Source organism: Pseudoalteromonas sp. 2CM36K (assembly GCF_023161865.1).
In the GTDB taxonomy this organism is placed as follows: Bacteria; Pseudomonadota; Gammaproteobacteria; order Enterobacterales; family Alteromonadaceae; genus Pseudoalteromonas; species Pseudoalteromonas tetraodonis.
In genome coordinates this window covers 86,209-105,175 of record NZ_JALNTK010000003.1, presented here as the reverse complement: position 1 = coordinate 105,175, position 18,967 = coordinate 86,209, and the positions used below count along the sequence as shown (strand labels likewise).

The following is an 18,967-nucleotide window of genomic DNA, read 5'->3' as shown; positions in this document are numbered from 1 at the left end:
ATCAATGTTTAAGCGCCAATTTTAAAGCGCTGCGTTAACATTTAAACATTAAAGGATCAGCATGCGCGGTTTCGTTTCACTTATTATATTAGCGTCTGCACTGATGGTAACGACTGTTTACTCTCAAGACAGTACCCAATTAAGAGGGCCTAAAGGCGCAGATTATGGCGCGCAGAGTCGCTCTATTGGGCCAATAAAACCAACCGATACACTTTGGCGTATTGCCGTTAAAGTTCGCCCAGATAACTCAGTCAGCATTTATCAAGTAATGCAGGCCTTGTATAACAAAAACCCCAACTCATTTTTAGAACAAAACTTAAATCACATGCAAAGTGGTTCGTATTTAAAAATACCTACTTTGGCAGAAATTAGACGAGTAAACCCGCAATTAGCTAAGCAACGTTCTGAGCAAGACGATGAACTGTGGGAAAAAAAGAAAAATGGGACACTCACTCAAGCAGAGATCAATTCAGCACAAACACAAGTAACCCAAGCCCGCAAAGCAGACGTTGATGAAGCCAAAAAAGAATTACAACAAGAATTAAAAGCGATTAAATCAGATCAAGGTAATAAATTAGTTGAGCTTCAGCAGCAGTTTAAAAGTTCGGTTAGTAACGTAGAGGAGATTTTAGTTGAAAACAACAATCTTAAAAAACAGCTGACAGGTATTTCAAACGAGTTAGAAAAAGTTCGTTTACAACTAAGCCAAGATAGTGAAATTCAACAACAGTTAAAAGAATTAATCGTTAAGCAAAACGAGATTATTGCGCAGCAAAAATTAAAAGATGCAGAGCAAGAGAATGAATTTAGCTTTGCTGCATTACTCTCGAATCCTTTGGTACTCATTTTATTAATGACCATTCCAGCGTTGTTGATTATTTTTGCTGTAGTTATGTGGCTGCGTAAGCGTGGTAATAACCAAGAGCCTGAGAGTAACAATGATGAATTTATATCACAAGCGCCTGCTTATACTGACCCTCTAGATGAAATGCCAGAACCCACGCTTGACGAAGCGCCTGCTCCCGATCCACTTGATGATTTAAGTGTGCAGTTAGATGAGAACATGGATGACGTATTACTTGATGAAGTGGAGTTTAATGATGATCTCGATGATGACAGTTTATTAGATCAAGATGAGTTAGAAAGCTTACTTAATGATGATGTTGTTTTTGAAGATGAAAATACTGAGAGCGATGAACTTGATGTTTTCATGCAACAAGATTTTGATAGCCCTGATGAAGATGACACGGGCGATGCAATTAATCTTGACGAATCGGATGATATTTTAAGTGCGGATGATTTAGATAGCCTGCTTGATGAAGAAGATGACGATTCATTACCAGATGAACCTAAAGGTGAATCGAATGATGATATGGCTGCACTCAGTGAAGAGCTCGCCGAAGAGGGCGAAGACTTCGACATTGATGATTTACTCGATGCAGAGCAACCCGCTAATGTAGAGAGTAAAGACGCGGATATTGACAGCTTAGTTGATGAAGATGACGAATTTGATATTGACGATTTACTCGATGCAGAGCAATCGGCTACTGAAGCTCAAAGTGAAGAGCCTGATATCGACAGCTTAGTTGATGAAGACGATGAAGTTGATATTGATGAATTGCTCGATGCTGAACAACCAACTACTGAAGCTCAAACTGAAGAGCCTGATATCGATAGCTTAGTTGATGAAGATGACGCATTTAATATTGACGATTTACTCGATGCAGAGCAATCGGCTACTGAAGCTCAAACTGAAGAGCCAAATATCGACAGCTTAGTTGATGAAGACGATGAAGTTGATATTGATGGTTTGCTCGACACTGAACAACCGTCTAATGATGCTCAAACTGAAGAGCCAGATATTGACAGCTTAATTGATGAAGACGAAGTAGATATTGGCGATGTACTAGATACAGAGCAACCTGAAAGTGATGTTCATGATTCTGAAATAGATCATGCATTAGCGGACTCAATTGAAGATTTAACTGACGCGCAAGAAGAGTTAAATAGTGAAGATGTAGAATCTATCGCTTCATCTTTTGCTGAGCCTGAGCCTGAGCCTGAGCCTGAGCCTGAGCCTGAGCCTGAGCCTGAGCCAGAAACTGAAGCAGAGCAAGAAATTGCAGCAGAGCCTGAACTTGATGTTGAATCAGAAGATGATTTTACTGATACGTCATCTAATTTACTCGATCTAGAAGACGCGCTTGATGAGCACAACGATGAAAATCTCGATAGCGCTGATGAGCTACTGAGCGAGTTAGAACAAACAAGTGATGATTATGTCGAGGCACCTGATTGGTCAGTTGATGGCTTAGATGAGCAATCTGAATCAGAAACAGAGCCAGGGTTTGAAGCCGAACCAGGGCTTCAAGCAGCGCCTGATGTTGGATCAGAAGATGATTTAACCGATACGTCTTCAACCTTACTCGACCCAGAAGATGCGCCTGACGAATACGATGATGAAAACTTCAAAAGTGTTGATGATCTTTTAAGTGAGCTTGAGGTAACAGGCGATGAGGATGAACAAGTACCTGATTGGTCAATGGATGACTTAGACGATGATCTTGATGAAGAGGAAATTGATTTAGGCGATGATCCGCTTGCTGGCGATATCCAAAGCAACGATTTATCGTCAGAAGACGATGAGCTATATGAGCCTGAAATAATCACCCCAAGTGAAGAACTTGGGGAGTATCCTGAGTTAGAGCTGGATGATGAACTGCCTTTATCTGATGAGGAGCAACAATCACTAACCCCAGAAGAGCTACAAGGTGATAATTTAGATGGTGATGCCACAGGCATGTCACCCAGCCAAGCAGAGCAAGATCTTGCTAATGCTCTATCAGCAGGTAACGACCTCGATAGTTTAGAAGATGAGTTTGATGATGAGCTGTTACTTAACAATGAGTTTTCAGAGTTAGATATAGAGCAAGCTTTAGGTAATGATATTTCAGAGTCTGCAGATCTGACTGAACAAGCTGCAGATGAGCAAGTTGTTAGCTCTAATGATGATTTTGACGATGATCAATTTGATGCGTTAACAGAGTCAGCTGAATTTACCGATCAGCAAACAAATGCTGATCGTGAAGCTGATTTAACGCAAGCGTCAGTACCGACAGAATCAGAAATGATTTCAGATGATGAGTTCATGGCTGATTTAACACAAACAGATTTTGATTCATTACTGAATGAGTTGGCTGAACCTGATGATGTTGATTTAAGCGACAGCAGTGAATTCAATGTTGATTTTAATAGCTTACTTAATGAAGATTTAGCTGATGATAAAGCACCATCGTTGCAAGAGCTCATTGAGCAACCTGAGGTTACTGAGCCATTAGATCAAGATGACTTTGTTGATATAGATGCATTACTTGAGCAAAGTGATGATGCGGATATAGATCACGAGCCCTACACCGACGTCGATATGGATGTTGGTTTAGGTGACTACGATTCATTACTTGCTGGTGATAACCCTATGGATGTCGATACTCAAAGTGGTGGTTACTCGGCAAAGCTTGATCTTGCTCACGCATATATAGAGATAGATGATGCTGACTCGGCAGTTAAAATCTTAGATGAGATTATTAATAATGGCCCAGACGATGTGCAAGAAGAAGCACAAAATCTAAAAGCTAAGCTGAAAAACTAACAATAGCTAATCCTGAAAAGGATATCTGAGCTGTAAAACCCGTTATTGGCTAACACTAATAACGGGTTTTTTGTATCGCATAGTTAGGAACCTTAGTTCGCTGCTTTTATTAGAACGCCATATAGCATAAAATGCAGCGTCGATTAGCACAGTAGGTAAAGCAGTAATTATGCGAGTAGCACTTGGAGTAGAATACAATGGCGCACGTTACAGTGGTTGGCAGCGTCAATCACACGTAAATAGTGTACAACAAGAAGTAGAAAAAGCGTTGTCGCGCATTTGTAATCATCCAGTTGAAATTGTATGTGCAGGGCGTACCGATGCCGGTGTACATGGCACTGGACAAGTAGTGCATTTTGATACACATGCTGAGCGTGAAATGGTGGCCTTTACATTAGGCATGAACACCTTATTACCCAAAGATATTGCTATTCGTTTTGCACAACCTGTGGCGGAAGACTTTCATGCCCGCTTTAGTGCAACTGCTCGTCGTTATCGTTATGTTATTTACAATTATGCGTTTCGTGGTGCGGTATTAAATGAAGGTGTTACACATTTTCATCACCCATTAGATGAAATGAAAATGCAGCAGGCGTGTCAATATTTACTAGGTGAGCATGACTTTACCTCGTTTAGAGCGCTGCACTGCCAAGCTAATACGGCAACGCGAACGATTCATCATTTATCGGTACAGCGCCAAGGTGCTTATGTCATTATTGATATTAAAGCTAATGCGTTTTTACACCATATGGTACGTAATATTACGGGTTGTTTAATGGATATTGGCTTACATAAACATGAACCAATTTGGTTAAAAGAGCTGCTAGATGTTAAAGAGCGAGCTAAAGCGAGTGCTACAGCAAAAGCAGCAGGTTTATATTTAGTGGATGTTGATTATCCAGAACATTTTAATATCCCTAGAACGCCGCTAGGACCATTGTTTTTAGCCGATAGTGATATTTGATAAGTAACGAGATGCGTATATTTTGAGGCTAAATTTATACGCTGTTATTCGTATTGCTAACTACTAAGACCAGTTTTTTATACCGTGACAGCGTAATTCATGTTTTAATTGGAAAAATTTGTTTGCATGGTTAACATGTAGACCCGCGACACAGAACAGCATTAAGAGAGTTGCAAATGAGTTGGCTAGAAAAAATCTTACCAAAAACGACTAAGTCTTCAGGTCGTAAAGAAATTCCAGAAGGTGTATGGGCTAAGTGTACGTCATGTGATTCAATTTTATATAAAGCAGAATTAGAAAAATCACTGAACGTATGCCCTAAATGCGATCATCATATGCGTGTTAGTGGTCGTAAACGTCTTGAACAGTTTTTAGATGAAGGCGATCGTCACGAGTTAGGTGCCCAACACGAGCCTAAAGATGTGCTTAAATTTAGAGACTCAAAAAAATACTCAGATCGTATCAATGCAGCTCAAAAGTCAAGCGGTGAAAAAGACGCGCTTGTCGCAATGAAAGGGAACCTAAAAGGTATTCCGGTTGCTGCTGTTGCATTTGAATTTTCATTTATGGGTGGCTCAATGGCATCGGTAGTGGGTGCCCGTTTTGTTGACGCGGTTGACCAATGTTTAGAGCATAATATGCCGCTGATTTGTTTTTCTGCATCGGGCGGTGCACGTATGCAAGAAGCCCTTATGTCACTTATGCAAATGGCTAAAACCAGTGCGGCACTGGCTAAAATGACTGAAAAAGGCCTACCGTTTATTTCTGTAATGACAGATCCAACAATGGGTGGTGTATCAGCATCATTGGCAATGCTTGGTGATATTAACGTTGCAGAGCCTAAAGCTTTGATTGGTTTTGCCGGTCCGCGTGTTATTGAACAAACTGTTCGCGAAACGCTACCAGAGGGTTTCCAACGCAGTGAATTCTTGTTAGAACATGGCGCAATCGACATGATTATAGATCGTCGAGAAATGCGCGATACGCTAGCACGCGTACTTGCTAAATTTATGAACTTGCCTTCTACGGAACAAGAGCATAGAGTAGCGTAAATTTCAGCTTTACTGATTACATGCTATGACAAAAACAATTCCTAGCCAATCATCAAGCCTTGATGATTGGCTTTGTTATTTAGAAAGTGTTCACCCTGCAAATATAGAGATGGGACTTGAACGCGTCGCTACTGTTGCAAACAACATTGGCTTATTAAACACTTCCAGCAAAATTATTCTTATTGGCGGCACAAACGGCAAAGGCACAACTGCGCGCTGTTTAGAATCGTTATTACTTGCGCAAGGTTACAGCGTAGGTACGTATGCCTCTCCGCATTTAATTCGATACAACGAGCGAGTGCGCGTTAATGGCGCAGAGCTTGATGATCAATACCATGTCGATGCGTTTAATTTATTAGAACAAGGTCGTGGTGACACCCCACTGACTTATTTTGAATATGGCACCTTAGGCGCGTTAGCAATATTCAAGCGTTTAGAGGTTGATTACGTGCTGTTAGAGGTAGGTTTAGGCGGGCGTTTTGACGCGACCAATATTGTTACCCCCTATGCCAGCATCATTACCACGATTGACTTAGATCATAAAGAATACTTAGGTGACACGCGTGAATTAGTTGCTTATGACAAAGCGGGTATTTTTCGAGAGAGTACTCCTGCAATTATTGGGGACTTAAATATTCCGCATACAATGACCGATTATGGTAAAGAAATTAACGCTAATATGGTGTTATCTGGCAGCGACTTTATTTTTAAAGAGCACGCGCAGAGTTTTAGTTGGCAATTTAAAGAGCATAATCTTGAGTTACCTAAACCAGCAATTCCATGTCAAAATGTAGCCACGGCACTAACCGCATTATCGGTATTAAACTTATTACCGAGCGATGAGGTGATTACTCAGTGTTTAGTGAACTTAGTCGTTGAGGGACGTTTTCAACAACTAAGTGCAGAACCATTAGTGTATACCGATGTGGCACATAACCCTGAATCAGCTCGCTATTTAGCGACTAAATTAGCAAGCTATAAAGATAAAGGCTTTAAAATTCATGCATTAGCCGCTATGCTTGCTGATAAAGATAAGGTCGGTGTGCTTAAAGAAGTTAGTGATGTAGTAGATGAATGGTCGTTTGCGAGCTTAGAGGGCCCACGCGGCGATAGCGCTGCTAATCTACATCAGGCACTTTTAAGTATTCCTAATAGTTATTTTAAACAGGGTTATAATAGCGTAGAGGCAGCATTGGATACTATCTTGCCAAACCAGCCAAGTAACACACTATTAATTGTATTTGGTTCATTTTTTACCGTGGCTGGCGCTATTCATTACTTTAAAAAATAGAGAGGATGTCGGTGAACTCAGGTTTTATTAATCGCTTAGTCGGTACAAGTATTGTGGTGATCGCAGCAATTGTGTTTATTCCCAATATACTCGATGGTGAAAAAGCGCACTATAAAGAAGGCTTTAAAGCGATTCCAGAACGCTCTGAGTTCAAAACCATTGATTTACAAGAATCAATTGATCAGCAAGTGGCAAATACAGAACCATTAAAAGAGGATGAAATTGAAGATATTCAGCCTGATGATGCTGCATTTGAGCAACAAAACAGCTCTGCTGAAACTGACGTTACTGCACAGCCAGCAATGGTTGAAGCGGTCATAGCCGATACAAAGCAAGGCACAGTAACTACCGGGCAAAATAACGCTACGCGTAATACTAATGAAAACTTAACAAGTATGGCGTATGTCATTCAGCTTGGTAGTTTTTCTCATGCGGCAAATGTAAAAGCGTTGCAGGCAAAGCTAAAAACGAAAGGTTTTAAAAGCTTTACTAGGCCAATTAAAACGCCAAATGGTACTTTAACTAAAGTATTTGTAGGGCCGTCATTAAATAAAAATGAGCTGCAGTCTCAACTTCCCGCGCTGAAAGAGCTAACTAAACTAAATGGTAAAGTTACTCAATTTGAAGTGACCAAATAAATTCAATAAAAGGAAGTGTGTTTATCGCAAGATATTACACACTTACCTCGCTACCTTTACTTATCAATGCCCACACAAAAATAGCAAAATAGATGCGCTATAAACAAAATGTTTGTTGTTTTTATAACGGTGAATCTGCGCTATTTTTAATCTAATAATGGTGTGTGTTTACTCACCTGTAATCTCACGCTTAAACTTGCATCACAAGGAGGTTTAGGTATAGAATGCGCCCAAAATTAGCGACTAATTGGTTCTTATGATCTGGGTTGATTACGCCATTCTTGGCATTATTGCACTCTCTACCATCATCGGTTTAATACGCGGCTTTGTTAAAGAAGTTATGTCATTAGCGGTATGGGCAGGGGCTTTCATCATCTCCAGCTTATTTTATCAATATTTAGCTTCCTTCCTAACATCCATTTCTGAACCCCTTTTAAGAAATGCGGCGGCCATTGCCATATTATTCTTTGCGACGCTATTGTTAGGCGGTTTACTAAACTATATTTTAGGTGAGCTTGTACAGCGAACCGGATTATCCGGCACAGACCGTGTTTTTGGTGTGGTGTTTGGTGCTCTTCGAGGCGTGTTGGTCGTGAGCGCGTTACTCTTCTTTCTTGATGCTTTTACTGGTGCGCCTAATACGCATTGGTGGGGCAACTCCATTTTGATTCCAGAATTTGGCTTTGTAGTTGAATGGTTCTTTTCGTACCTAGAAAACAACTCGAGCTTTTTAAATTCAGTAAACCGTTAATCGGCGAGGATAAATTACATGTGTGGTATCGTTGGAATAGTCGGAACATCGCCAGTTAATCAGGCGATTTATGATGGCTTAACCGTTTTGCAACACCGTGGCCAAGATGCTGCGGGTATCATAACTATTGAGAACAATACATTTAGCTTGCGCAAAGCAAATGGCCTAGTGAAAGATGTATTTCACACTCGTCATATGAAACGTTTGCAAGGCAACATTGGCATTGGCCATGTGCGCTACCCAACGGCGGGTTCTTCAAGCTCGTCAGAGGCTCAGCCGTTTTATGTAAACTCTCCATTTGGTATAGCGCTTGCGCATAATGGTAACTTAACCAATGCCGAGTCGTTAAAAGAGCAGTTATTTTCAGAGGCACGTCGCCATGTTAATACGACTTCTGATTCTGAAATTTTACTTAACATCATGGCGCATGAGCTAAGTAAATCAGACAAACTAAAATTAGACCCTGAAGACATTTTCACCGCGGTTACTGAAGTCAACAATAAAGTAAGTGGCGGTTATGCCACTATCGCCATGATTATCGGTCATGGTATTGTGGCGTTTCGCGATCCAAACGGTATTCGTCCATTGGTGTTTGGTAAACGTGAATCAGCAAACGGCACTGAATACATGTTTGCCTCAGAAAGCGTAGCATTAAAGCCTGACGGTTTTGAATTTGTTCGTGACGTTGCCCCAGGCGAAGCTATTTATGTCACTGAAAATGGAGAGTTTCACTCTTTAAGCTGTGCAGATAAGGTGTCTTACTCACCGTGTATTTTTGAATTTGTTTATTTTGCGCGACCGGATTCAACCATTGACCGTATGTCAGTGTATGCAGCGCGTGTAAATATGGGGACTAAGTTAGGTGAAAAAGTAGCGCGTGAATGGGCAGACAAAGACATTGATGTGGTTATTCCTATTCCTGAAACCTCGTGTGATATTGCATTAGAAATGGCACGCGTGCTTGACTTACCGTATCGTCAAGGCTTTGTTAAAAACCGCTATATTGGCCGTACGTTCATTATGCCAGGTCAAGAGCTACGTAAAAAATCAGTTCGCCAAAAACTCAATGCGATTGACCGTGAGTTTAAAGGTAAAAATGTCCTACTTGTTGATGACTCAATTGTACGTGGTACCACCTCAGCACAAATTGTAGAGATGGCACGCGAGTCAGGCGCTAAAAATGTTTACTTTGCATCAGCAGCACCTGAAATACGCTTTCCAAATGTATACGGTATAGATATGCCATCTGCGGCAGAACTTATTGCACACGGCCGTGAAGTAGAAGATATTAACCAAAGCATTAGCTCTGATGGTTTAATCTTTCAATCGTTAAGCGATTTAATTGCTGCCGTTAGCCAAGAAAACCCAGAGATCACTAAGTTTGAAACATCAGTGTTTGACGGGCAATACATTACTGGCGACATTGATCAAGATTACTTAAACCGTATAGATAAGCTGCGCAACGATTCAGCTAAAAGCATCCGTGAAAACGCAATGTCATCTGGTTTAGAAATACATAATCAAGATGAAAACGAATCTGATTAATAATGCAATGTTAGCCTGATAGTATTTTAAGGCTAATAAAAAAAGGAGCTTAACAGCTCCTTTTTTGCGTCTATGATAAAGTAATATTTAAGTAAACATGGGGCTGATAATACCGTTGGTCCATAGCATAGCGGTAAGTGCTAATATAATAACCAGTAAAATTAATCCACAGGTAACAACAGAGCTTGCATAAATAAAGCCGCGCTCCTGCGGAATGTGCATCAAAATTGGCACGCCGGTGTACAGTAAATAAACTGAGTAGGCCAGGGCCACTAATCCAACACACACCACAAACCACAGCTCAGGCCAAAAAGCAGCCAATGCTGACATAAATACCGGTGTAGCGGTATAAGCTGCCAGCTCAATTGTTTGGGTAAAAGTCGGTTTAGCACCAAAAGTAACCGCCATCCAATGGGCTAAATAGGCCAGTGCAAATACACCGCCAATTAAAGCGACATACATGGCTGCGGCAATCATCAGTGCGCTTTCATGGGTTAAAAATACTGGATTACCTGTACCTATACTCCAGCCTAAGTAAACCGATGAGTAGTACCCCATTGCTGAGGGAAATAAAGCGATAAGCAAAATATGCGATAAGCTATAGGTTAAGCTTTCGTGACGGTTATCAATTGTTTGCCATTCTTCGAGTGGGTGGGCGTATAAGCCCCATAGGTGATTTAGTATCATTGTGTGCTCTCCATAAAAGGATATATTACTGTTTGGTTATAATTGGTTTGTTTTTATACAGTCCATTTAGTTATGGTTCAGTAAGTATACAAAGTCAAGTTATCCACATGCTTGCAATAAGAGCGTGTGTTTATTTTATTCAGCGTAATATTTCATGTTAAAATGCCATAATCGCAATTTTTAGCAATGAGTAGTCAGCGTGCCACATAGTCAGCTTTTAGAGCCAATTAACAATTTTTTATTATGCAGTACTCCCGATGAGTGGGTTGAACAAGCAATCAAAAAAGAAAACTTACCCATCATATTAATTGATCACTTAATATGTGAATTAAAAGCGGCGCAAAGTGCCATGTTTTTAATTCGTAAGTATGCGGTAGATAAAGACAGCAGTGATGCACTGCTTGAATGGCTTAAACCGTTTGAAACACTTATTTATAAACGTGAGGGAAATTGGCGTGATTTAGCGGCTAAAAATAAACTCACTAAATCCATTATCCCTAAATCTAACTCGCCTTATGGCCAAGATTTAATTGATAAAATGGTAATGCTGATAAAAGAAGAGCTGCATCATTTCTATCAAGTCCTCGAAATTATGGATGAATACGGTGTTGAATATAAAAGTATAACGCCATGTCGTTATGCCAAAGGCATGCTACGCAATGTTAAAACGTTTGAGCCTAATGCCTTAGTTGATAAGCTTATTGTAGGTGCTTACATAGAAGCTCGCTCGTGTGAACGTTTTGCCAAGCTTGCCCCGCATGTAGATAAACGCTTAGGGGATTTTTATATTTCATTGCTGCGCTCTGAGGCACGTCATTACCAAGATTATTTAACCCTTGCTCAAGACATTGCTGATTTTGATATCACCGAGCGGGTAAAAGAATTTGCTGAAATAGAAGCACAGTTAATTTTATCTGATGACGAAGACTTTAAGTTTCACAGTGGAACACCGTTAAGTAAAAGTGCTTAGTATACTTGAGTGCATACATTGCTTTGTAATTCATTTTAATAAAAGGGCCATACCTTATTTATTATTGGGTGAGAATGTATGCAAGATAAAGAGGGATTATTTGTATTTGCAGCTGAAGAAGAACAAGCAGATACAGATCTGAAAACTTGGAAAATATTAACCGTTGAGCATGCACCCTGATATTGCACTTATTTTTATAGATGTGGTGATGGAGGAGGATGACTCGGGTCTGCGTTTGGTGAATACTATTCGAGAGGTCATCGGTAACGCAGAAATGCGTATTGTGCTGTTAAGAGGCAACCTGGTTTTGCACCACAGAGCGATATCATGAAAATGCTCGATATCGATGAATACTGGAATAAATCAGATATTACAGCAGATAAGCTGCAATCAATTGTTAATAGTAACATACGTACATGGGAGTATATTTCACAAATTAGGTCAGCTAAGCAAGGTTTATAGCTGGTGCTTGAAGCATCTAGAAGTATTAAAGGTAAGCACGATATGGCCTCTTTCCTACGCTGTGCTTAAAGAAATTAGCAGTTTCAAAATCAGCTATTAGCCTTGTCACATAAATTACATATTGAAAAGATAGAACTAGATATCGTTAACCGTGAGCTTGATGCCACAATTAAGCAGCAGCAACTGCAAGAAGGGTTAATTGAAGCGCAAAAACTATCCTCATTAGGGTTGCTCGTGGCAGGTGTTGCTCATGAAATGAATACGCCTATCGGTGGAACCGTTATTTCTGTTTCAAATGCAGATATGTCATTGAATAAATTAAATGAAGCGATGAAACAGGGGCAGACTAAATCAACGTTAGAAAGTATTACAACAAGTATTGGAGAGAGCCTAGCGCTGGCTAAAATTAATTTAAATAAAACCGCCGTATTAGTAAAAAGTTTTAAAAAAATGGCGATTGATCGCCATAATGATTAATTTATAGCATGTGATATTGAAAAATTATTGAAGAGCTATTATTGTCATTAAACTCCAGGTTAAAAAACTCGCCAATAAAAGTGAAAACTGTTTTTTACTTAATAAACATATAATTAGCTTGCCAGGTATTATTTCTTAGGAGGTCGAAAACTCAGTGGTTAATGCGCTAAACCATGCTTTTGATGAAAAGCAGGAGGGGGTAATAGAAATAAAAGTCGAACAAGCGACTAATAATAGGGTGAGGCTGAGCGTGTCAGATAATGGCAGATATATTTGAACCCTTTTATACTACAGCTAGAGGTAACACGGGTTTAGGTTTATATAGTTTATCAATGGGTAACCAAGGTTTTAAAAGGGGACATCAAACTTCATTCAGAACCACAAAGCGATACCTATTTTAAAACACAATTTATTATTACTTTACCTGACTTAAAAGCAAAGTCTCATTACGATTAGTCAATAAAGGCTAAAAACCCTACAAGGGGGTCGAAACTAACTCTTGAAAATTAGGGGTCACCACTAAATACGATCCTTGAGTATACCAATCGCCCAATACTGTGCGAGTAAGCGTTTGGTTATTAACTTCATAGGTATGTACATCAGGGCGGTGAGTATGGCCGTGGATCATATTAGCCACGTTATGTTTGGCGAAGGTTTCGAGTACTGCGCTTTGCACCACATCCAGTATTTCTATTGGCTTATTAGCTTGGCTGAGCTTACTTTTTTCACGTGCATCACGGGCTATTTTTTTACGATACCACAATGGCATAGCAAGCATAAGTTTAGGCCACCACCAACCACGGCTCTTTCGACGAAACTTTTGGTACTCAACATCCTGGGTACACATTTCATCACCGTGCAAAATGACAGTAGGAGTGCCGTAAAGGTCGATCACTGTTTGCTCATTCAGTAAGGTCATTCCTGCCATATCGGCGTACTGTTCTCGCATGATAAAGTCGCGATTACCGTGTACAAAATAGATAGGAATACCTAAGTTATTAACCGCTTTTAGTTGTTCTGCCACTGCTGCTGAGAGTTCGCTAACATAATCGTCACCAACCCAAACTTCAAAAAAATCACCTAAAATATATAGGGCGTCTACTTTTTGAGGAACAATATGGGAGTGTAAAAATTTAAAAAATGCCGCTGTAATATCAGGGCGATTTTCACTCAAATGTAAATCGGCAATAAAGTAGGTTTGGCGAGTCATGGTGATTCCAGTTAAATAAAAGCGGGTGAATACCCGCTTTATGTATTCTGTGAAGAATAAGGAGGTTTTAGCTTACAGTTACACTTTCAATTACCACATCTTCAAGTGGTACATCTTGGTGAAAACCATTACTACCTGTAGCAACACCTTTGATTTTATTTACTACGTCCATGCCTTCCACTACTTCAGCAAACACACAGTAACCCCAGCCTTGTGATGTTTCACTGCTGTGGTTTAAAAAGTCGTTGTTATTCACGTTAATGAAAAATTGCGCTGTAGCTGAGTGTGGATCAGGCGTACGCGCCATTGCTAAAGTACCTACTTTGTTAGATAGGCCGTTGTTAGCTTCATTTTCAATTGGGTCGTTTACTTCTTTTTGCTCCATGCCAGATGCAAAACCACCGCCTTGAACCATAAAACCATCAATTACACGGTGAAAAATAGTGCCGTTATAAAAACCTGAGTTTGCATACTCTAAAAAGTTTTTTACTGTATTTGGAGCTTCGCTTTCGTGCATTTTAATGGTGATATCACCAAAGTTTGTGTGTAGAACAACCATGAGGTTTCCTATAGCTAGTTTAAATATTGGCGCTATTTTATCGTAGTTGACCCAGATTAACAAAGTAGATGTTAGGTTTGTTATAAACCGCTAGAGCCCGTGCTTAGCAAGTGGTAACATAGCTTTTCTGTTAATCGTGAAGGAAAGCAACTAAATGGTACAAATATACAACACACTGACACGCCAAAAAGAAGAGTTTAAACCTATGGTCGATGGAAAAATCGACATGTATGTGTGTGGTATCACCATTTATGATTACTGTCACATTGGCCATGCACGCACATTTGTGGGTTTTGATGTAATTGTTCGCTACCTTCGCCACTTAGGTTACGATTTAAAGTATGTACGTAATATTACCGATGTTGATGATAAAATTATCAAGCGCGCAAATGAAAACGGTGAGGCGATTAACGACTTAACCGTGCGTATGACTAAAGCTATGCATGAAGACTTTGACAGTTTAAATATGCTACGTCCTGATATAGAGCCAACCGTAACCGGCCACATGGATGAAATTATTGCTATGGTTGAGCGTTTGATTGCCAAAGGCCACGCTTATGTTGCAGCCGATGGTGATGTATTGTTTGATGTTTCTACCTTTGAGCAGTACGGGGCGCTTTCGCAACAAGATTTAACCATGTTGCAATCAGGTTCGCGTGTTGAAGTAGCACAAGATAAAGAGGACCCACTTGACTTTGTTTTATGGAAAAAAGCCAAAGCAGGGGAGCCGTCGTGGTCATCACCTTGGGGTGAGGGTCGCCCTGGTTGGCACATAGAATGTTCAGCGATGAGTTCAAAGCACTTAGGAGAGCATTTTGATATTCATGGTGGTGGTTCAGATTTACAGTTCCCACATCACGAAAACGAAATTGCGCAATCATGCTGTGCAAATAACGGTCAATACGTTAATACTTGGATCCACACCGGTATGGTACAAGTTAACAAAGAGAAGATGTCTAAATCGTTAGATAACTTTTTTACTGTCCGTGAAGTATTAAAACAATACGACGCTGAGTCGGTTCGATACTTTTTAATATCAGGCCATTACCGCAGCCAGCTTAATTACTCGCAAGAAAACTTAGACCAAGCACGTTCATCACTTGAGCGTATTTACACGGCATTACGTGGTGTTGAGCCAGTTGAATGTGAGCTTGAAGGTAATGAGTATGTGGCTAAGTTTAGAAAAGCTATGAATGATGACTTTAATTCGCCAGAAGCATTACCGGTTGTATTTGAAGTTGCTAAAGAGCTAAATCGAGTAAAAGACAGTGATAGCGAAAAAGCAGGACATTTAGCCTTTATTCTACGTAGCTTAGGTGAAATACTTGGTATTGCTCAACAAGCACCAGAGGCATTTTTACAAGGCAGTCAAAACGACGATGAAGTGGCTGAAATTGAGGCACTGATTGTAAAACGTAATGACGCACGTGCGAGTAAAAATTGGGCTGCAGCAGATGAAGCTCGCGATGCTTTAAATGCACTGGGTGTAATACTTGAAGATTCAGCGGGAAAAACAACGTGGCGTAAAGCATAGAGGTTATTAACCTTTGCGGATTTAGCCATAACGCGCGGATCACAAAAAAAGGGTTGCCATAGGGTAACCCTTTTTTGGTTATATCAATTGCATTAAATTGATTATGTTTTTAATAAAATTGATATTCTTGACTTCAATTATGGTTGAGGTTTTAAACTCGCATTCATCAGTTTAAAAATGGAAAATTAATGAATATTTTACTTGCCATGATCCCTGCTTTTTTATGGGGAACAACTTATGCGGTAACTAAATACGCAACCCCAGAGTGGCCGCCAATTTTATTAGGAGCCATACGTGCACTGCCTGCTGGTTTATTATTGCTGTTATTTAAACCTTCTTGGCCAACAGCAAAGCAATGGCCTGGTATCTTTTTAATCGGCACGATTAATATTGCGCTATTTTTTAGTTTTATTTTTGTAATGGCAATTAACCTACCTGCAGCTATTGCAGGCGTGGGTATGGTGTCTGTACCGGTAGTGGCATTATTGTATGCCTGGCTTGTTAAACGCCAACAGCCTGCGCTAGTGCAAGGTTTTTGTGCCCTTGCTTTAGTGGTTTTAGCATGGCGCTTATTTGATCCACAACATGTAGCACTTAATATATTGGGAGTAGTGGCACTGCTAGGGGCGCTATTAACTATTGTTATAGGCAGTACGCTGGTAAAAAAAGTAACCGCTAAAGTACACTGGTGGACGGTACTCACCTGGCAGTTAATCATTGGCGGTAGCTTGCTAGCAATTGCCGCTATGGTTCAAGCTTTTTATTTTGCTCCACAGCAGTATCAATTTTTAACTGCATCAATAACTAGCACCCAATGGCTGGCGTTATTTTGGCTGGTGATACCTAATACTGCTTTGGCTTACATCCTATATGTTTGGTTATTAGGACGAATGTCAGTAGTTGAATTTACTTTTGGCACTATAGCCAACCCAATTGCCGGTATTTTATGTGCAGGAATATTAATTAACGAGCAGTATGCAAATTGGCAATACGCGATTATGTTATTAATGATTGTGTTTTCGGTTTTGCCACAAGGCTTGGACTTAATAAAACGTAGAATGATGATACAAAAAGCCCGCAATTAAGCGGGCTCTTCATTGCTTTATTTTTGCTTATTAGCTGTGATATTTCTCACACGCTTCTAATGTATTTTCAATTAAGCTGGCAACTGTCATCGGGCCTACACCACCTGGTACAGGAGTAATAAAGTCAGCTTTTTGTTCTGCAACGGCGTACTCAACGTCACCCACTAATTTACCGCTGTCCAAACGGTTAATACCCACATCAATAACAATCGCACCGTCTTTTATCCAATCGCCAGGAATAAACTCTGGTTTGCCTACGGCAACAACCAGTAAATCAGCACGGCGAACATGGGTTTCTAAATCTTGGGTAAACTTATGACAAACAGTAGTAGTACAGCCAGCTAACAACAGTTCAAGTGACATAGGGCGACCTACAATATTAGAGGCGCCCACAACCACTGCGTGCATGCCTTTGTAACGCACGCCAGTTGAATCTAATAAGGTGATAATACCTTTAGGTGTACATGGGCGTAGGGCTGGCATACGCTGCGCCAAACGACCAATGTTATAAGGATGAAAGCCATCGACATCTTTATGCGGGGTAATACGCTCAAGAATTTTTTCCGCGTCTAAGCCTGCAGGTAAAGGAAGTTGCACTAAAATACCGTCAACCTCGCCATCAACATTCAATTCATCAATTAATGCTAATAGTGCTTGCTCTGTAGTGTCTGCGGGTAAATCAAATGATTTAGAAATAAAACCAACTTCTTCACAGGCTTTACGTTTTGAACCAACGTAAACTTGGCTTGCTGGGTCTTGTCCAACCAGCACCACAGCTAATCCTGGGGCTCTTAGGTTTTGTGCAACACGTTCTGAAACTCGTTCAGCCACTGCGCTACGTACTTGTTTTGCTACTGCTTTACCATCAATGATGTTTGCCGTCATGGGTGACCTTTAATTAGGTTAATTAACTTGATACCGATACATTTAAAAAACGAATGCATATATAGGGGTTAAAATGCCGATAAAGAAAAACACCTTTACCTTACTCATTTTTTAATATGGCGACTATTTTCGCAGAAAAGCGGTTGAGCGCCAAGTTGCTTTTAAATTATAAGCCCCCGAATTATAAAAAAAGAGTTTAAAATTTATCCCTGTATCGTAATATTTGAGCATTATGAACTAAAAATGAGCAATTGATTTTTTTTCTTAAAAAAACGTTTGACCTAACCCGGTCAAATCACTATTATGCACCCCGTTGTCAACGAGGTCACTCGCAGACAATAGTAAGTATCGGCGATTAGCGCAGTTTGGTAGCGCACTTGGTTTGGGTCCAAGGGGTCGCAGGTTCAAATCCTGCATCGCCGACCATTTTTATGTTTACTCATAACAATTTAACTTACTAGTGAACTATGAAGTTTTCGATGCGCCCATAGCTCAGCTGGATAGAGCAACGCCCTTCTAAGGCGTCGGTCGAAGGTTCGAATCCTTCTGGGTGCGCCATTTTGAAAACATTGTAATGCCGTGGTGATTGTAGCTCAGTTGGTAGAGCCCCGGATTGTGATTCCGGTTGTCGTGGGTTCGAGCCCCATCAGTCACCCCAATTACAAAAAAGAATATCGGCGATTAGCGCAGTTTGGTAGCGCACTTGGTTTGGGTCCAAGGGGTCGCAGGTTCAAATCCTGCATCGCCGACCACTTTCTTATAAGTGGTCTTAAATCCTAAATTTGAGTATTCGAGAAAATATCTACATCGGCGATTAGCGCAGTTTGGTAGCGCACTTGGTTTGGGTCCAAGGGGTCGCAGGTTCAAATCCTGCATCGCCGACCATTTCCCCCTAAGTAAAACACATCTAAATTCTACTTTTATTACGCAACACCCTTAATTTTTTCTTTACTAATCGTATTTTCACTTAATTAGTCTGTTTTTTATTCGCTTAGTCGTTATCTACCCTGATCTACCCCAAATAATTGCCCCCTACACTCGACTATCATAAATATTAGGTTATAATGCCGCGTCTATTTGTTTAATAATATAGTGCCCGAAGGGCAGAGCAGCAATGGTATCTCCTGGTAGCGACGGATTTTTTTAAGCCCAAAGCTTGAATTTTATCAAGACGCCTATAGATTACTTTGTTTGTAAGGAAGGCGAAC

17 protein-coding genes and 5 tRNA genes are annotated in these 18,967 nt (G+C 40.3%); 18 read left to right on the top strand and 4 right to left on the bottom strand.

All coding sequences use genetic code 11. The features are described from left to right. Positions 1–61: 61 nt before the first annotated feature. From MTN97_RS02550 to purF, 7 genes are all read left to right on the top strand, one after another. Positions 62–3,649 (top strand): FimV/HubP family polar landmark protein, encoded by a 3,588-nt coding sequence (locus MTN97_RS02550; RefSeq protein WP_248473606.1) that lies wholly within the window; start codon positions 62–64, stop codon positions 3,647–3,649. A 169-nt stretch (positions 3,650–3,818) separates the two neighbouring features. After that, a complete protein-coding gene (gene truA, locus MTN97_RS02545) occupies positions 3,819–4,613 on the top strand; it encodes a tRNA pseudouridine(38-40) synthase TruA (protein ID WP_036981890.1) in 795 nt (264 codons plus the stop codon). A gap of 176 nt (positions 4,614–4,789) precedes the next feature. Continuing rightward, positions 4,790–5,665: an acetyl-CoA carboxylase, carboxyltransferase subunit beta gene (gene accD, locus MTN97_RS02540; protein WP_069438649.1), complete on the top strand. Its 876-nt coding sequence runs from the start codon at positions 4,790–4,792 to the stop codon at positions 5,663–5,665. Between the two features lie 25 nt (positions 5,666–5,690). Then, on the top strand, positions 5,691–6,956 hold the full coding sequence (gene folC, locus MTN97_RS02535) for a bifunctional tetrahydrofolate synthase/dihydrofolate synthase (RefSeq protein WP_248473605.1): 1,266 nt from the start codon (positions 5,691–5,693) through the stop codon (positions 6,954–6,956). Between the two features lie 11 nt (positions 6,957–6,967). After that, positions 6,968–7,594 (top strand): SPOR domain-containing protein, encoded by a 627-nt coding sequence (locus MTN97_RS02530; RefSeq protein ID WP_036981892.1) that lies wholly within the window; start codon positions 6,968–6,970, stop codon positions 7,592–7,594. A gap of 256 nt (positions 7,595–7,850) precedes the next feature. Continuing rightward, entirely contained in the window at positions 7,851–8,345 is a 495-nt protein-coding gene (locus tag MTN97_RS02525; protein ID WP_248473604.1) for a CvpA family protein, read from the top strand. Between the two features lie 18 nt (positions 8,346–8,363). Further along, on the top strand, positions 8,364–9,890 hold the full coding sequence (gene purF / locus MTN97_RS02520) for an amidophosphoribosyltransferase (protein WP_013465461.1): 1,527 nt from the start codon (positions 8,364–8,366) through the stop codon (positions 9,888–9,890). Between the two features lie 87 nt (positions 9,891–9,977). On the opposite strand, the gene MTN97_RS02515 is transcribed toward purF, so the two are convergent. Further along, entirely contained in the window at positions 9,978–10,577 is a 600-nt protein-coding gene (locus tag MTN97_RS02515) for a Yip1 family protein (protein ID WP_248473603.1), read from the bottom strand. A gap of 199 nt (positions 10,578–10,776) precedes the next feature. Between MTN97_RS02515 and miaE the strand changes: the two genes are divergently transcribed. The 4 genes from miaE (at position 10,777) to MTN97_RS18075 (ending at position 12,763) form a co-directional block, all read left to right on the top strand. After that, positions 10,777–11,547, top strand: a complete 771-nt coding sequence (gene miaE, locus MTN97_RS02510; protein WP_069438646.1) for a tRNA isopentenyl-2-thiomethyl-A-37 hydroxylase MiaE — start codon at positions 10,777–10,779, stop codon at positions 11,545–11,547. Positions 11,548–11,874: 327 nt separating this feature from the next. Beyond that, positions 11,875–12,009, top strand: coding sequence for a hypothetical protein (locus MTN97_RS17850; protein ID WP_282447287.1), 135 nt, complete (start codon positions 11,875–11,877; stop codon positions 12,007–12,009). A 102-nt stretch (positions 12,010–12,111) separates the two neighbouring features. Continuing rightward, positions 12,112–12,486, top strand: coding sequence for a hypothetical protein (locus MTN97_RS02505; protein ID WP_248473602.1), 375 nt, complete (start codon positions 12,112–12,114; stop codon positions 12,484–12,486). Between the two features lie 154 nt (positions 12,487–12,640). Beyond that, complete coding sequence (locus tag MTN97_RS18075; RefSeq protein ID WP_340139791.1) at positions 12,641–12,763, top strand: hypothetical protein; 123 nt, start codon at positions 12,641–12,643, stop codon at positions 12,761–12,763. 198 nt (positions 12,764–12,961) lie between these two features. On the opposite strand, the gene MTN97_RS02500 is transcribed toward MTN97_RS18075, so the two are convergent. Next, positions 12,962–13,696 (bottom strand): UDP-2,3-diacylglucosamine diphosphatase, encoded by a 735-nt coding sequence (locus MTN97_RS02500; protein WP_036981895.1) that lies wholly within the window; start codon positions 13,694–13,696, stop codon positions 12,962–12,964. Between the two features lie 67 nt (positions 13,697–13,763). Then, complete coding sequence (locus MTN97_RS02495; protein WP_008111051.1) at positions 13,764–14,255, bottom strand: peptidylprolyl isomerase; 492 nt, start codon at positions 14,253–14,255, stop codon at positions 13,764–13,766. Positions 14,256–14,409: 154 nt separating this feature from the next. On the opposite strand from MTN97_RS02495, the gene cysS reads away from it, so the two are divergent. After that, entirely contained in the window at positions 14,410–15,789 is a 1,380-nt protein-coding gene (cysS, locus tag MTN97_RS02490) for a cysteine--tRNA ligase (RefSeq protein ID WP_248473601.1), read from the top strand. A 188-nt stretch (positions 15,790–15,977) separates the two neighbouring features. Beyond that, positions 15,978–16,874, top strand: coding sequence for a DMT family transporter (locus MTN97_RS02485; protein WP_248473600.1), 897 nt, complete (start codon positions 15,978–15,980; stop codon positions 16,872–16,874). Between the two features lie 30 nt (positions 16,875–16,904). Here the strand turns inward: MTN97_RS02485 and folD are convergent, their stop codons facing one another. Further along, positions 16,905–17,759, bottom strand: coding sequence for a bifunctional methylenetetrahydrofolate dehydrogenase/methenyltetrahydrofolate cyclohydrolase FolD (gene folD / locus MTN97_RS02480; RefSeq protein WP_036981898.1), 855 nt, complete (start codon positions 17,757–17,759; stop codon positions 16,905–16,907). Between the two features lie 349 nt (positions 17,760–18,108). On the opposite strand from folD, the gene MTN97_RS02475 reads away from it, so the two are divergent. The 5 genes from MTN97_RS02475 to MTN97_RS02455 all read left to right on the top strand — a co-directional run bounded on the left by MTN97_RS02475 (position 18,109) and on the right by MTN97_RS02455 (position 18,644). Beyond that, a tRNA-Pro gene (locus MTN97_RS02475) sits at positions 18,109–18,185 on the top strand. Positions 18,186–18,240: 55 nt separating this feature from the next. Further along, positions 18,241–18,317, top strand: a tRNA-Arg gene (locus MTN97_RS02470). A 24-nt stretch (positions 18,318–18,341) separates the two neighbouring features. Continuing rightward, positions 18,342–18,417 (top strand) — tRNA-His (locus MTN97_RS02465). A gap of 17 nt (positions 18,418–18,434) precedes the next feature. Beyond that, positions 18,435–18,511 (top strand) — tRNA-Pro (locus MTN97_RS02460). 56 nt (positions 18,512–18,567) lie between these two features. Continuing rightward, positions 18,568–18,644: transfer RNA gene (locus MTN97_RS02455), tRNA-Pro, on the top strand. Positions 18,645–18,967: the final 323 nt, after the last annotated feature.

Coding starts and splice junctions, on each gene's coding strand:
- MTN97_RS02550 (WP_248473606.1), top strand. CDS start 62: ATGCGCGGTTTCGTTTCACTTATTATATTAGCGTCTGCACTGATGGTA.
- MTN97_RS02515 (WP_248473603.1), bottom strand. CDS start 10,577: ATGATACTAAATCACCTATGGGGCTTATACGCCCACCCACTCGAAGAA.
- MTN97_RS17850 (WP_282447287.1), top strand. CDS start 11,875: ATGAAAATGCTCGATATCGATGAATACTGGAATAAATCAGATATTACA.
- cysS (WP_248473601.1), top strand. CDS start 14,410: ATGGTACAAATATACAACACACTGACACGCCAAAAAGAAGAGTTTAAA.
- accD (WP_069438649.1), top strand. CDS start 4,790: ATGAGTTGGCTAGAAAAAATCTTACCAAAAACGACTAAGTCTTCAGGT.
- truA (WP_036981890.1), top strand. CDS start 3,819: ATGCGAGTAGCACTTGGAGTAGAATACAATGGCGCACGTTACAGTGGT.
- MTN97_RS02525 (WP_248473604.1), top strand. CDS start 7,851: ATGATCTGGGTTGATTACGCCATTCTTGGCATTATTGCACTCTCTACC.
- MTN97_RS02485 (WP_248473600.1), top strand. CDS start 15,978: ATGAATATTTTACTTGCCATGATCCCTGCTTTTTTATGGGGAACAACT.
- folC (WP_248473605.1), top strand. CDS start 5,691: ATGACAAAAACAATTCCTAGCCAATCATCAAGCCTTGATGATTGGCTT.
- MTN97_RS02495 (WP_008111051.1), bottom strand. CDS start 14,255: ATGGTTGTTCTACACACAAACTTTGGTGATATCACCATTAAAATGCAC.
- folD (WP_036981898.1), bottom strand. CDS start 17,759: ATGACGGCAAACATCATTGATGGTAAAGCAGTAGCAAAACAAGTACGT.
- MTN97_RS02500 (WP_036981895.1), bottom strand. CDS start 13,696: ATGACTCGCCAAACCTACTTTATTGCCGATTTACATTTGAGTGAAAAT.
- purF (WP_013465461.1), top strand. CDS start 8,364: ATGTGTGGTATCGTTGGAATAGTCGGAACATCGCCAGTTAATCAGGCG.